Below are 14,649 nucleotides of genomic sequence, written 5' to 3'. Positions count from 1 at the left end.
GCAGCCTAAGCTGCGTTTGATATGAAAAACTGATGTGTTGCGTTATTCACCGCGATACTTAAGTGATAAGCCGCGAATAAAGTTACGCAGGATTTGATCGCCGCACTCTTTAAAATTCTTATGATCCGGATTGCGGAACAGTGCGCTCAGTTCTGATTTTGACATTTGCACTTCGGCTAGAGCCAAGGCTGCAACTATGTCTTCTTCACGCATTTCGAGTGCCACTCTGAGCTTTTTGAAGATTAAGTTATTGTTTAAACGCGATACTGGCGCTGGGATTTCTGCACCTTCACGTAGGCCACGCTTTTCGATGATAAGGCCGTCTAGGAACTGACATAAAGTGGTGTCATTACAGGCTTTGTAACCTTCTTCCTCTTCTTTGTGCAGCAGAGCAATGATCTCTTCTGTTGGCACTTCTCTTCCAGCTTTGGCAAAAATTTTAATCATTTTGGCATTGTTGAAATCAAACACGAAGCGCAAACGGCGCAAAATATCATTATTAATCATGGTCATCTCTTGGCGCGGCTGCGCTGTCTGGTTTAAGAGGCGGTATTATATACCCAAACCGCCTCAAAAGCAGAATTTCGCAGGAATTTAACGCAGCGTAGCAAATGCAATTTATGACTCTGACATAAATTGCTGCCATGCCATCTTAGCAATCAACCTTTAATGACGTTGTACCAATAAATAAACAGCGCCGCGAAAATCAGTAGATAACTTAGGCCAAACCAAGAGAGTAGCTTCATCTTAGAGCCGTATCTATCGGCTTCGGGGAGCTGTTTGCTGGTCATTAAGCGGTAGTTTAACCAAGCAAAAATGACTGTGGTCATAAAGGCCAAGATCATCACAAACTCAAGCAGCGGTAACAGTGCGCCTTTAAAGAAGAGGATTAGCAATAAACCAAAGGCACTGATGGCGAGCATGATCCCAGTGAGGCGTTTGTCTGAACTGGCCTTTGAGGTGAGTAACTGCCAGCCCATATCTAAGGTGCGGCTGTAGCCATCGATAACGGTTACTGTGGTGCTAAAAATACAGAGAAAAGCCACAATCCCAATAAGATAACGACTTTCACCACCCATCACTTGGCTGTAAAGGTTGATCAATTGATTAGCAAATTGTGCGCCTGAATCAGAAAAGTGCTCACCACTGCCGTGCATCACTAAGGCGCCCAAGGACAGAAACACGATCGCGAGGATCGCGGTGATGATGTAGCCTAAATTAAAGTCGAGCAGCGCTTGCGCTTTTGTGACTGTCTGGCTTTTTTGTTTTTCGAGCAACCAGAGGGAATTCCAAGCGCTCACTTCAATCGGTGCCGGCATCCAGCCCATCATGGCGACTAGGAATCCCACATGGGCCCATTGCCAAGGTGAGGGAGAAACAAAATTGCTCGCTAATGGCTGAGCATGATCCCAAGCTAAGGCCACGGCAATTAAGGTCGTTAGCGTTAAGGCGAACATGATGATCTTAGTGAGTCTATCGAGTAGTTGATAATGACCTAAGATCAGCAAAGCCAATGAGCTCAGCAATACCAGCAGGGCTAACCAATCGATGGGAAGCGGAATAAATTGGGTCAACATAGCGGCGGTGAGCATGCAAACACCCGCAGTGCTCGCGACGGCGGCAATCACATTCAGTCCAGTAAACAGCAGCAAATAACCTCGGCCCTGTTTGAGGTAACCGTGCAGTAAACTCTCCCCTGTGGCGGCGGTGTAACGTGCGCCAGCGGCAAAGAAGGGATACTTAAGTAAATTTACCCCTAAAATGACCCAAGCCAGTTGCCAGCCAAATTCGGCGCCGGCCCGAGTCGAGGCAACTAAATGCGATGCGCCAATCGCCGCTGCGGCCATAAGCACACCTGGCCCCATAGCTTTAATGCCAAGCGTCAGGTGCGTCATCCAAGAGGATGAAGAAGAGGTTACCGAGGATTCTGTCATGTCGTTATCAAAAATACCTATTGAAAATTAATCTTGGGAATCGAACACGCCCTTATGTTAAGGCTGTACTCAAGTTAAAGCTGAGCTAACGCTAAGATAGTTGTTCAACATTAAAGGTAAAGTGATTGAACTGAAAGTCGTTTTATTTAATTTATCTATTTAATTGTTGGCTGAGCAAGGCTTCAATTCGTTTTAGGCTTGCTGCGATTTCGACTACGTTTTGTAATAACGCATCATCAGGTTGTACCGATGGGCTCGTTGAATGTAAGGGCATAGCAAGAAGCTCTTTTTGTTCTAATACGCGGGTTCTAAATTGAGGCGCATCAACTATGCCGACTAAGCTTATCAAGGCACCCGCTCCCGATTGCCCTGCGGTTTCTACCGTGAGTTTATGCAGACCAAATAGGCGCATAATTGGACCTTGGATCAATGCCATATCGGTAATTTTGTCCAAAGGTACTGTATTTTCGGTACGAGTTAATATTCCGCGGCGCACGATCAACTTATTATTGGTGAGCTCAGCACTCATATTGCGAATATAGCGGCGAGTTCCCCACAGCCCGATTGGAAACCAAAGCAATAACAAGGGAATACCGGCTATGCTGAGGCTGAAATAGGCGGCCCCTGAAAGCAACCAATACAAACCTAGATTAGCGGCAAACTCTGCTCGATGAATGATCTTGTCTTCCATGTATCTTCCTTAAATTCTGATATTCAAGCATCACGATTTGTCACGTGAGTGGAATGTTCTAGTGCCTAGACTTTTTTGATTCTCGCAGAAGGAAAGCATATTGTCTCAACATGTAACAAAAGTTTAACTTTCATTGTGATCCCATTGACTTTGGTTTGTAACTCATTACCTTGTGTATTGTTAATTTATGGTTTTCTAATGGTTAATATAATTTTAATAAAATAGATAAAACAAGGGATATGTATGAACAGACCTCAGATTCTACCCAGTGCTTGTGCCATCGCGATTGCTTTAGCATTTGCGCCAACAGTAGTCCATGCAGCCGATAAAGGCGCAGAAAAAGTTGAACGTATTGAAGTAACGGGTTCTCGTATTAAACGTACAGATATCGAAGGCCCTTCCCCGATCCAATCGATCAGCAAAGACGATATTGCTAATATGGGGTTCGATAACCTACAGCAATTGCTCGAACGTATGCCTGCGAACGGTGCTGGTGCGTTTTCTACCCGTGGTAATAGCCAAGATTCAACTGCCAACGGCGGTGCATCTATCAGTCTACGTGGTTTAGGTCCTGATGCTACCTTAGTCTTGATTAATGGCCGTCGTGTTGCTGCGAGTGCTTTTGCTGAAGGTATCACTAATTCTTTCGTGGATATCAATAATATCCCTGTTTCAGCTATCGAACGTATTGATATTCTTAAGGATGGTGCCTCGGCTATTTATGGTTCTGATGCGATTGCGGGTGTGGTCAACATTGTCCTGAAGAAAGACATTGAGGGCATTGAAGTCAACCTAGGCTACGGTGATGCTTCAGGTACGGGTTACAATGAAACTACGGCGAACATGGTTTGGGGGATGAAATCCGATAAGGGCAGTGCCTCTATCATTCTCGACTATTTTAAAAATGATACTTTAGCAGCAACGGATTTAGGCCGTTTTGGAACTGCAGATCAGAGTCCTTACGGCGGTGAAGATTCGCGTTCTTCCCGTGGTTTTCCTGGATATTTTTATGTGGATGGGGTGCCGACAGTTGACCCAGCTTGTCCTGCCGATCGTAATATAGACGGTGAAGTTTGTGTCTTTGATTATGGTCCGTATAACCTTGTTGTGCCTGCTGCTGAACGTGTGGGTGCTATTGGTCAATTCGAATATCACTTTAATGATGATTTAACCGCTTTTCTCGAGTTAGCTGCCCAGCACAATACATCGGAAGCGGGCGGTGCGCCGACGCCACTTGATGAGAAAGCTGGCTTAACCGTACCTGGAACTCATCCAAATAACCCTTGGGGTAAAGATATTGAAATCGGTCGTTTCCGTACTGTTGATGCGGGTGCGCGTCGTTGGGATATTGAATCTGATACTCTACGTTTAGTTGCAGGTTTACGCGGTGTAGTTAAAGACTGGGACTGGGAAGCTTCGGTGCAAAAGGGGCGCAGTGAGTCAACTCAAACGGGTGACCGCAGCCAAGGTTGGGTCAGAACCGATTACTTGCAACGTGAAATCGATGCGGGTCGCTACAATCCTTTCGGTGGCACCATGAACTCCCAAGATGTCATTGATGATATTACCACTAGTCTAGTGCGCCAAGGTTTGTCAACCATGACTTCTTATGCGGCGAATATCTCAGGTCAAGCATTTACCCTTGCCGATCGCGATATCATGATGGCGGCCGGAGTTGAATATCGTGAAGAAGCCATCAGCGACGAGCCGGATGAGCAATTTCAACGTGGATTGATTTTTGGTACCGAAGCTGTTTCAGCTAAGGGCGATCGCGATCAATGGGCGGCGTATACTGAATTTTCTATCCCTGTAACGGATAACTTCGAGCTGCAACTTGCGGGTCGATATGATCACTACAGTGATTTTGGTTCAACCACTAATCCTAAGATTGCTTTCCAATGGGGTATTAGTGATGAAATAACGGCGCGTGCCTCTTGGTCTACTGGGTTCCGTGCGCCTTCATTAGCGCAAATTGGTTTGGGTCCATCTGAAGAAAGTAGTTTCCTAATTGATAAATATCGCTGCGCAGCCGACGGTCAAGGTTGTACCTTGTCTGATGAAACGACTGAGTTTGCAGGTAACCCAAAGTTAAAGGCTGAGGAGTCAGAGACTTGGAATATCGGCATGATATGGGCGCCAAGCCAGAAGTTCGATATTGGTTTCGATATCTACAGCATCACTCAAGATAATAAGATTGATAAGTTGTTACTGCAGGATATTTATGACGCTAATTGTAACGATCAGAACAGCACTGTGTGTGTGCGCCTAGCACCTCAAGCTGGTCAAACATTTGGCGCACTAGATGTGATCCGCTCAAGCTTTGTTAACTTAGGTTCGCAAGAAGTTCAGGGGATGGATGTGTCGACCCATTATGGATTCGAACTCGATAGTTATGGCGACCTTAAGTTCGGTCTTGAATGGAGTTATCTGCATAACTTTGAAAAAGATGATACTCATCAAGTGGTCGATTATACCGGAGAGTATAAGTATCCGAAGAATCGTTGGTTAGCGACAACCAACTGGACTATGGATAACTTTGCCGCCAATTTAAATTTGAGTTATATCGGTGAGTTTGAAGATTTCAACAAAACTCGTACAATTGATGCTCAAATTTTAGTGGACATGTCAGGTACTTATCGCTTCAATGAGATGTTCAAGCTGACATTAGGCGTGAACAACGTATTTGACGAAGAGCCACCATTCGCTATCGGTGATGGTGATACCGACCTCTACGGTTACGTGACATCAGTACATAACCCAATGGGTCGCTACATCTACACTAAACTCTCAATGAACTTCTAATATCAAGCCTACGAGTTCTATTGCTCAGTGTTTTATATCAAAGTGTAGTGAAATCGAAACGGCGCATTAAGCGCCGTTTTTTATGGGCAGATTTGCACTAACGCAAACTCAGTGTATCTTCGTTAGGACACGAATTAACCGGACTAAAAGGACGTTGCAATGATCACTTTATATGGCACACCGCGCAGTCGCGCATTACGAGTTGCTTGGGTGTTGGAAGAGTTGGGCGTTGATTGGGATTTTTCCTTTGTGGATATGACCAAAGGTGAGCATCGCAGCGTGGCATTTTTAGCGATAAATCCCTGCGGTAAAGTGCCTGTGCTAACTGATGATGAGTTAGTGTTATCTGAATCAGCGGCGATTTGCCTTTATCTAGCAGAAAAGTATGGCGAGGGTAAGTTGTTGCCACCCGCAGGGAGTAACGCATCGGGTTTGCACCATCAATGGGTGAGCTTCATCATTACTGAGCTTGAGCAGCCGCTTTGGACTTTGGGTAAACATAAGTTTGCCTTGCCTGAGGCGCAGCGTCATCCGCAGATCATGCCTTGTGCGGTATGGGAGTTTGATAAGGCGGCGGCATTGGCCGAAGCCATGTTGCCTGAGAGTGATTTCTTGCTCGGTGATGACGTTTCGGTGGCGGATATTTTACTGGCCCATACCTTAATGTGGGGCACATTGTTCGAACAAGCCATTCCACCTAAACTCGCCGCTTATCGCGATAGGTTGTCTGCGCTGCCGTCGCGTCAATCGGCTTTACAGAAGATGGATGCTGTGGTGGCAGCTAAGGGGTAATCATTCTAAGTCACTGATTATCTGAGAATCATTATGAAAATATAAAAATGGCAGATAGTGATATCTGCCCTTACTGTTAATGCGAGTGCTAAGCTTCTGGATTTGCACGCTTATAGCTGAGTCGCGGCCCATTTAGCACGGCTTTCGCGGCTTTCGCTCATTTTGGTCGGTTCACGGAAGGCTTTATAGGCTTCCACGTCCAGTGCGATTAAGCTGACGTCGACTTCTAGGACCAGTTTGCACTCTTTCTTGATGCGCCAAGCTGCCGTGTTGTACAGCTCAGTAAAAGGCAATGAACTTAAAAATTCGGGGTTGTATTGAGTGTAAATGGCTTGAGTGGGGTACACCACAAAAGCTAAATGACGCTTAGGTTCTTTTTTAAATAGTTCTTCGATACCATCGCAGGTGTTGAGCACTTGCATCTCAATGATGTCATCAATATCAAGCAGTTTCTTTTGCGCCAGCTCAGGTGCTGCTTGTTCGCCACTTTCCCAGGCTAATACATCGGCTTCGCTATGGTTAGTTAGCGTGCCAACTTGAGCCGCACTTAAGCTCAATGATTGGCGTAAGTAGCTCATTTCGATGGCATTCAAGCCAATGTTTTTAGACATAATCGTGTTCTCAATGCAATAAAAGTAAAATTAGTATTTAATCTTTAGCCAGATTTCTTCAACCCATTCCCAGAACGACTCCCAATAGATATCGGTAAAGACGCCGTTTTTCCAGAAATGCACTTGGCCATCTTGGTCTATACAGTAAAAAGCATCGCCTTGCTGACAAATGGCAATCATGTCCCTTGGCATACCGATAGACCAAGCATAACAAGTGACCTCAGGCAGATAGGTGTGTGAGTAAGGATCCGATGCAGTTACTGGCTCTATCGTGCCGTAAATCACATCACTGGCATACAGCAGGTATTCTTTTAGCTCCCGTGGTAATGAAATCAGGATTTGCTCTTCAACTTCGACGAGCTGCTCAAATGTGGGTAATTCGAGTGGTACAGGAACAGTTTCGCTGCGTTCTTGGAGTTGCTCAATGATGTCGTGCATGGCGTTTCCTGCTGATAGGGCTATGGCGCGGGATTATATACTTAAAAAGACGTTCGATGCGAGAGAGTGCTTTTTTCAGCTGATTTTTAATATGGTTTTTCAGGCGCTGTAAAATATAAAAAAAGCGCTGGCACCTTTGCAGGAGACCAGCGCAAGAGTGGAAGCGGTTGTGGGTTAAGCGACTGAGACTCTTAATAAACTGGCTTCATCGACTCGCTTATAGTTAAGCCATGCTTTGTGGTACAGCTTGTGTGATTCTTGGCGTAATTGGGCAATCTGTGCCAGCTCAAACTCACTGAGTGATCTTTGCTGTTTACGGGCATTGGCCTCAATCCTTTGCACTTTTTCATATACCTTGTGCTCTGGGCCACTTTTGATATCGGCGATTTCCTGCAAGTGTAATTGCACCTCGGCAATCATCCCCGATTGGGGTAAACGTACCAGCAAGTTGAGATCGCGATAGCCTGAGGCTTTAGGTTCAGCAAAGCGGTTTTTTTGTTTAACCACTTGGGTCTGTTCGTTCAAAGTTTGATAAGCCTTCATCAGATCTTGAATGCTGTCGGTCACGATACTTGCCCTTGCAAGGTCGGTGATTTGACTGGCATCACCGTTAAATTTTGTCGCCACTTTGTCGGCAGCTCTTTGATAACTTTTCACCGGAGGAATAATCACTTGCGTCTGTGAATGATGGCCAATTCGGGTAAGCAACTGAGCCAGCTCAGCCTGAGCATCATAGGCTTGGTGATGGAGAACAGATAAGTCATTCGAGGCTTGACGAGGCGCATCAAAGGTCTGACTGCTGAGTGCGTATAGACCTTGTAGATCGTGGCTTTGTGCCTGCCGTGCACTGTAATTACCACGTTCTGTTTTAGTGTCACTGACGTCGAGAGAATTTGCTACACCAGCGCGGCTCGATAATAAGAGTAGAAAAATAAAAAAGGTACGAAATAACTTAGTCATGCGGCCTACTTCCTTATGGGTGAGTGGTACAGGTCACACATCCACCATAGGCTTCTTTTGCTTAATTAAAGCTGAATCAATCATGAAGACTTGTTCATCTTGCGCATGGGGTCACTTTCATAACTCAGTGGTTTAAGGAAATAAAAATGGCGCCACCTGTGACAGTGAGCGCCATTGTTGTTGCTCAGCTTATGCAGCCGAGCGGCGATTTAAATTAGGCTTACCAAATTTTTACGCGTTTTTCAGGGGCGATATACATAGCATCACCGGGTTTCACATCATAGGTGGTGTAGAACTCAGGCATGTTAGATAGGGCACCCAGAGCGCGGAATTCCGCAGGTGAGTGTGGATCGGTCGCTACGCGATTACGCATGGCTTCTTCTTTGGCCTTTGCACGCCAAATTTGCGTGAAACCGATGAAGAAACGTTGATCACCCGTTAAGCCATCGATGACTGGCGCTTCTTGACCATTGAGTGATTTTTTATAGGCGCGGTATGCGATAGTCACGCCTGATAAATCACCAATGTTCTCACCTAGCGTTAAACCACCGTTGACGTGCAAGTCGTCAAACACATAGTAACCATCGTACTGTGCGATCAGCGCTTGGCCGCGAGCAGAGAACTCTTTTAAATCTTGCTCTGTCCACCAATCACGCATGTTGCCTTCGCCATCGAACTTAGCGCCTTGGTCGTCAAAACCATGGCCCATTTCGTGACCGATTACCGCACCAATACCACCGTAGTTGACTGCATCGTCAGCCGCCAAATTGAAGAATGGTGGTTGCAGAATGGCCGCAGGGAAGACGATTTCGTTCATGGTTGGGTTGTAGTAAGCGTTAACCGTTTGTGGGGTCATGTGCCATTCGTCTTTGTCGATTGGCGCGCCCAGTTTGGCTAATGACTTAGCATGTTCAACTTCGCTGGCACGAGTAGCGTTACCGATTAAGTCGTCAGCTTTAATGCTCAGCTTACTGTAATCTTCCCACTTGTTCGGGTAACCGATTTTCGGGTTGAATTTTGCTAACTTATCCGCCGCAGCCACTTTAGTGCTGTCGCTCATCCAGGTTAAATCTTTGATGCTGTCGCCGTAAGCGCCACGAAGATTTTCCACCAGTGCTTGCATGCGGTCTTTGGCTTCAGGGGTAAAGTGACGTTTAACGTACACTTTGCCGACAACTTCACCCAGCATACCGTTAACAGAGGCTACGCCGCGTTTCCAACGTGGTTCTTGCTCTTCTTGACCGTTTAAGGTTTTAGAGAAGAAATCGAAGTTTTCGTTGTCCAGCGCTTCACTCAAATAGTTCGCCGCATGCGTCAGCACTTGCCATTGCATGTAGGTTTTCCAAGTAGCTAAATCGGTCGTTTTTAACACCTCGTTCAGACCTTGGATATAGCTAGGCTGGTTAACAATGATGTCGGTTTGCTTATCCGCACCCAGCGCTGTTAAGTAAACAGTCCAATCGATATCCGGTGCCAATGTTGGCAGATCTTTCACTTGATATAGATTGTAAGTTTTCGTGCTATCGCGGTTTTCAACCACATCCCAATGCTTAGAGGCAATTGCTGTTTCTAGGGCAAGAATAGACTCAGCGCTGGCTTTAGGATTAGCAAGACCCGCAAGAGTAAACATCTTTTCTATGTGGGCTAGGTAAGCCTTACGGATATTAACGAAGCGTTCTGACTCGTTAAAGTAGTAGTCTTTTTCTGGTAGGCTTAGGCCATATTGATAGAGATGAGTCGCGTAACGGCTAGAGTTTTTCGCATCGATATCGATATAAAATGCCATAGGTGTACCCGCACCAGCGATTTGGCTGTGGGCGAAGTACTTCACCAATTCATTCTTATCTTTTAAGGCGTTAATGGCATCGAACTCACCTTGGATTGGTGTCACGCCCAGTTTGTTGAGTGTGTCAGTATCCATAAATGAGCGATATAAGTCGGCTACTTTTTGCTCGTCTGTACCAGTGGCGAGATTTGGCGTTGCTGCCACTTCTTCGATAATGGCTTTTACATCGTCACGTGATTTTTCACGTAAATCGTAGAAAGCGCCAATGCTAGTGCGATCGGCTGGGATCTCAGTGTTTTTCAACCAAGTGCCGTTAACATATTTGTAGAAATCGTCCTGTGGACGAACCGCTTTATCAAAATTAGCGAATTCAATACCAGAACCCAGTACTTGAGTTACAGCAACTGCGGTGGCTGTTTTAGCGGTTTCAGGTGCTTTAACGTCGGCTGGCTTGTCATTACAGGCAGTCAGGCCTGCGATAAGTGAGGCACACAGTCCCCCAATGAGTACTTTTCTCATGTCGTTTCCTTCGAGTTTATTATTGTGCCCATTATTGGGGCTGTTATTTTTTGCAAAATGGGATTGCTTCAGGCGCAATGAACTATGTTAATGCCTTACTAGGAATCTAAACAAGGTCATTACAGTGTTTATCGCGGATTTATCTTGAGTCATATGTAACTAAAGGTTACCAATTACAGTCTTAAGCTAATTAGCGGCAAAGTTACCGTATGCAAGCCTTTTCAGGTAAGCGAGCACTTAGCTTTCTCTTTTTTACCCGCGATCAAATTAGCTGCCTGATCGGCTTCGCGGGATTACCTGCGACCACGGTTTTGGCGGCTACATTTTTTGTAACTACGGCGCCAGCGCCTACGATGGCGTCATCACCAATAGTGACGCCTGGCATTATGATAGCGCCGCCACCAATCCATACCCGTTTACCGACCCTAATTGCTTTCGCGGTTTCTATACCTGAGCAACGCAGCTCGGCATCGAGTGGGTGACTCGAGGTATAAAACTGTGCATTGGGGCCGACCATAGTCTGCTCACCAATAGAAATAGGTGCATTATCCTGCAAGGTGACATTCACATTGATAAACACTTTGTCAGCAAGGGATAGGTTGGCGCCATAACTGATAAAAATCGGCGTGGATATCGTTGCGGCTGGTGATTTATGGGGAATTAGCTGCTGACAGAGTTGGCTGTACTCTGGGGTATCTTGGTCAATTATTTGATTTAATTGTCGATTCAGCCGTTGCTGTTGAGCTCGTAAACTTAATAGTTCGCTGGCAAGGCAATCATATTCTTGGCCAGCGATCATCTTTTGGAATTCAGTCATGTCATCTTTCCCTAGGGTGACTGTCGTAAATGCGTAAGGGCTAAATAGAAACACATCGCGTGCTGAGCAGCAATTCTTTGCCCTTTGAAGTGGTCGGCCTCATAATATGGCAGTTTTCTTTATTGAAGTTGAGTATTAACGTGCGTTTAGACAAATTTATCTGTGAGAGTACCCCACTGACTCGCTCATTAGCGAAAAAAGCCCTGCATCGCGGTGATATCACTTGCGATGGCATAGTCGTCAAAGACTCGGGCTTTAAAGTGACTGAAGGTATGCGTGTTTGTCTCGAGGGCGAGCCTATCGCCTTAGTGGGTGTACGTTATTTAATGCTTAACAAACCGGTCGATACGATTTGTTCAACGATTGATGAAACCTATCCATCGGTATTGAGCTTAGTGGATGTGCCAAAGCCTGAAACCTTGCACATTGCCGGTCGCTTAGATGCCGACACCACAGGGCTAGTGCTGATCACGACCGACGGCCAGTGGTCGCATAAAATTACTTCACCGAAGAAAGAATGCGGTAAACGCTATTTAGTGCAACTCGCCGACCCTGTGGATGCTGGCTTGATTGCTGTGTTTGCTGCTGGTGTTGAATTGCGCGGTGAAGATGGCTTAACTAAGCCTGCATTGCTGGAGATTATTGAGCCGCAATTAGTGCGACTCACCATCACTGAAGGTAAGTACCATCAAGTGAAACGTATGTTTGCTGCGGTGGGCAACCACGTGCAAGGATTGCACCGTGAAAGTGTCGGCCAAATTGAATTGGATCCCGCCTTAGCACTGGGTGAATGGCGATATTTGACGGCTGAAGAGATAGCATCAGTCTAACGAGTTTAATATAAAAAATGCCGCCCGAGTTTGACTTGTGGCGGCATTTTTTATTTGTGCTAACAAGCTTTTATTATTACTGTTTCTTTAAAATCAGATTACCGCTGATGGTATTCATCTTCACGTTTGCTGCGCCAGAGCCTGTTTGAAATGACAACTCGGCGCGTGGCACGTATTTCTGCTTTTTAGGCTCATCTTGGGTTAAGGTGTTTTTGATCTTGCCACCTGGACCACCGTCTAAGTCAAAGCTGGCATCTGGCATATCGGCAAACGTCACTATGATATCGCCGCTCACACTTTCTAAATTGGCTCTGTTGAAGTTTTTCGCCAGTGATACTTTTGAGTCACCGCTGACGGTTCTGAGTACGATTTCCTTTGCGAGGCTAAAGTTAGCATTCACTTCGCCAGAAACTTGTTCCACCGTGACTTTTTCTGCCTGAGTTTGGCTATTTAAGTCGCCGCTAACGAGGCGATAGTTCATTTCCCCTTTGCTGTCAGTGTCTTGAATCGTGCCGGATACGGTTTCTAATTTGATTTTCCCATCAAGTGCTTTGGTTGTGATATCGCCAGAGACGGTATTTAACTCAGGTTTACCACTGAGGTTGTTAGCTTTGATATCGCCACTGACGGTATTTAAATCGAGTTCACCTTGGGCTTCGGCAACTTGCAGATTCGCTGAAATAGTGTCTGCATTGAGTTTTACTGTTTTTGGTACTTTAATGGTGAGCTGCGAGCCCTTGTCATTATTGCCATTATAGTGGCGAGGCATCTTGTCTTCGATATTCAGACTGTTTCCCTGTTGCTCGAACACAAAACCTTCACTCAATTCATCGAGTGTGCCTGTGACACTGACTTCACTCTTATCCCAGGTTTGAATCGTCACATCGCCGCGCTGGACTTTGATCTGCAGTTGGGTGTCGCTGCCAATACTAAGCTGTTTATCAATGCTTTGCGCTGCAAACACATTGCCCATTAAACCTAAATAGAGTGTCGAAACTAATAGACTGGTTTTAGTGAGATTGAGGTTACTCATAGGGTATTTCCTTGTGTCGAGTTTTTAATGGGTAATTTTTGGCCCTGTTGTAATAGGTCGAGCTCACGCTGCTGTACCCAAAGCCAGAGTTGCCAAAGTTGTTTATCGGTTGGATTTGCTTGTAAAGCTTGGTAAATCTGAGTTGCCGCCCGTCTTAGTTCAGCCAAACCTTGCTCAACGGGCGCGCTAAAGCTGCTGGTCTGCCAAGCTAGTGCATTCGTTGTTTGCTCTAGGTTATCCACTTGCACTTGGTGCGATGCTGCAATTTGAGTGAGTAATAACTGTAAGGCCGCATCCCCTGGTTGCGCTGGCATAGCTGAGTTCTGAGCAAGCTCTGTCTGCTGCGTGGTTAATGGATTGAAATAGGGTAATTGGGTATACCCCAATGCCACCAGAAGGATAAAGGAGGCGGCTATTGCCCACTGTCTGCCGTGCTGGGATTGGCGCGTTGGCGACATAAGCAGTTTGTCCATGCGCTTTTCAATGCCTTGCCACAGATCATGGCTGGGCGACATTTCTTTGGGGGCGCTATTGATCAGTTGCTCAAGCTGTTGTTCACGGGAAAGCGGCGTTAACGTCATTACAGCATCTCCTGTAGTAGTTGCTTAGCTCTATGGTATTGGGTCTTGCTAGTACCGACCGCAATGCCAAGTAAGTCAGCGATTTCATCGTGTTGATAACCTTCAATGGCGCAGAGTACGAAGACTATGCGAGCCCGCTGCGGCAGTTTGAAAATCAACTTGTCTAATCCGCTATAACTTTCATCTGAACTCATAGGTTCAGTTTCATTTTCAAGTGGGATAAATCGTGCCCAAAATGATTGTTGTTTACGAATACTGCTCAAGGCTTGATTGACACAAATACTGTGTAACCAAGTGGAAAACCGACTCTCACCTCGAAATTGCGGCAACTTCTGCCACACTAAAATAAAGCATTCTTGGGTAATGTCTTCCGCCATGGTTTTATGACCACAAAGGCGCAGTGATAGGGCATAGATACGTTGGTGATGGCTTTGATACAGCAGTTTAAATGCGGCTCTGTTGCCTTGGCTGGCTAAGGTGGCTAGTTCAAAGTCAGACATTGCGCTATTGAGTGGGAGTATCCCTGCTGTCACTGTCATTCCCTGCCATAATTATTAAGTGTTGTAGTTTTGACGCACTGAATGCAGCAAAAGGTTTGGAGTCGTAAAAAATATATTTTATTAAGATTCATTATTCAGCGTAACATTTTTGTAATCTGTAGTAGAATCCGCGCGAAATTTACAGTTAAGTTGATGAAGTTATTCATTTTATACCAATTGGTACTTTAACGTTTTTATCGGCGTTTAAACGGTATCGTTACCAAGGTTAACACGCATTACTTTGTAAACTATGCCGACAGTATCTTGATGAACTAAGCTAGAGATAATGAGGTGCTCACGGTATGGGAGCTTAAAT

The 14,649-nt window shown here is 45.6% G+C and carries 14 protein-coding genes; 3 read left to right on the top strand and 11 right to left on the bottom strand.

Features of this window, described 5'->3' with window-relative positions:
- Positions 1–42 precede the first annotated feature (42 nt).
- From NE536_RS07285 to NE536_RS07275, 3 genes are all read right to left on the bottom strand, one after another.
- Positions 43–507 carry a YehS family protein gene (locus tag NE536_RS07285; protein ID WP_006080239.1) on the bottom strand — a complete coding sequence of 155 codons (465 nt, stop codon included), beginning with the start codon at positions 505–507 and terminating at the stop codon, positions 43–45.
- Between the two features lie 152 nt (positions 508–659).
- Complete coding sequence (locus NE536_RS07280) at positions 660–1,934, bottom strand: Nramp family divalent metal transporter (RefSeq protein WP_261272282.1); 1,275 nt, start codon at positions 1,932–1,934, stop codon at positions 660–662.
- A 151-nt stretch (positions 1,935–2,085) separates the two neighbouring features.
- A complete protein-coding gene (locus NE536_RS07275; RefSeq protein ID WP_261272281.1) occupies positions 2,086–2,625 on the bottom strand; it encodes a PH domain-containing protein in 540 nt (179 codons plus the stop codon).
- 243 nt (positions 2,626–2,868) lie between these two features.
- Here NE536_RS07275 and NE536_RS07270 point away from each other — a divergent pair, with 243 nt between their 5' ends.
- Together NE536_RS07270 and NE536_RS07265 are read left to right on the top strand one after the other, a co-directional pair.
- Positions 2,869–5,427, top strand: a complete 2,559-nt coding sequence (locus NE536_RS07270) for a TonB-dependent receptor (protein WP_220591093.1) — start codon at positions 2,869–2,871, stop codon at positions 5,425–5,427.
- 159 nt (positions 5,428–5,586) lie between these two features.
- Positions 5,587–6,219 (top strand): glutathione S-transferase family protein, encoded by a 633-nt coding sequence (locus NE536_RS07265; protein ID WP_261272280.1) that lies wholly within the window; start codon positions 5,587–5,589, stop codon positions 6,217–6,219.
- A gap of 110 nt (positions 6,220–6,329) precedes the next feature.
- Here the strand turns inward: NE536_RS07265 and NE536_RS07260 are convergent, their stop codons facing one another.
- The 5 genes from NE536_RS07260 to NE536_RS07240 all read right to left on the bottom strand — a co-directional run bounded on the left by NE536_RS07260 (position 6,330) and on the right by NE536_RS07240 (position 11,350).
- Positions 6,330–6,830: a DUF4447 family protein gene (locus NE536_RS07260; protein ID WP_106651586.1), complete on the bottom strand. Its 501-nt coding sequence runs from the start codon at positions 6,828–6,830 to the stop codon at positions 6,330–6,332.
- A gap of 30 nt (positions 6,831–6,860) precedes the next feature.
- Entirely contained in the window at positions 6,861–7,268 is a 408-nt protein-coding gene (locus NE536_RS07255; protein WP_261272279.1) for an SMI1/KNR4 family protein, read from the bottom strand.
- A gap of 174 nt (positions 7,269–7,442) precedes the next feature.
- On the bottom strand, positions 7,443–8,228 hold the full coding sequence (locus NE536_RS07250; RefSeq protein WP_261272278.1) for a RelA/SpoT domain-containing protein: 786 nt from the start codon (positions 8,226–8,228) through the stop codon (positions 7,443–7,445).
- Positions 8,229–8,448: 220 nt separating this feature from the next.
- Positions 8,449–10,533, bottom strand: coding sequence for a M13 family metallopeptidase (locus NE536_RS07245; protein ID WP_261272277.1), 2,085 nt, complete (start codon positions 10,531–10,533; stop codon positions 8,449–8,451).
- Positions 10,534–10,795: 262 nt separating this feature from the next.
- Complete coding sequence (locus tag NE536_RS07240) at positions 10,796–11,350, bottom strand: sugar O-acetyltransferase (RefSeq protein ID WP_261272276.1); 555 nt, start codon at positions 11,348–11,350, stop codon at positions 10,796–10,798.
- A 77-nt stretch (positions 11,351–11,427) separates the two neighbouring features.
- Here NE536_RS07240 and rsuA point away from each other — a divergent pair, with 77 nt between their 5' ends.
- Positions 11,428–12,180 (top strand): 16S rRNA pseudouridine(516) synthase RsuA, encoded by a 753-nt coding sequence (rsuA, locus tag NE536_RS07235; RefSeq protein WP_006084084.1) that lies wholly within the window; start codon positions 11,428–11,430, stop codon positions 12,178–12,180.
- Positions 12,181–12,256: 76 nt separating this feature from the next.
- On the opposite strand, the gene NE536_RS07230 is transcribed toward rsuA, so the two are convergent.
- Genes NE536_RS07230 through NE536_RS07220 form a run of 3 tightly spaced genes read right to left on the bottom strand, consistent with a single transcriptional unit; the run spans position 12,257 to position 14,327 of the window.
- On the bottom strand, positions 12,257–13,213 hold the full coding sequence (locus NE536_RS07230; RefSeq protein WP_106651581.1) for a DUF4097 family beta strand repeat-containing protein: 957 nt from the start codon (positions 13,211–13,213) through the stop codon (positions 12,257–12,259).
- Positions 13,210–13,794, bottom strand: coding sequence for an anti-sigma factor (locus NE536_RS07225; protein WP_261272275.1), 585 nt, complete (start codon positions 13,792–13,794; stop codon positions 13,210–13,212). The genes NE536_RS07230 and NE536_RS07225 overlap by 4 nt, the downstream gene beginning before the upstream one ends.
- Positions 13,794–14,327, bottom strand: coding sequence for an RNA polymerase sigma factor (locus NE536_RS07220; RefSeq protein WP_261272274.1), 534 nt, complete (start codon positions 14,325–14,327; stop codon positions 13,794–13,796). Before NE536_RS07220 ends, NE536_RS07225 begins: the two co-directional genes overlap by 1 nt.
- Positions 14,328–14,649: the final 322 nt, after the last annotated feature.

This window comes from Shewanella septentrionalis (assembly GCF_025370265.1).
Taxonomy (GTDB): Bacteria; Pseudomonadota; Gammaproteobacteria; order Enterobacterales; family Shewanellaceae; genus Shewanella; species Shewanella hafniensis.
This window is presented reverse-complemented; position numbering and strand designations above follow the sequence as displayed.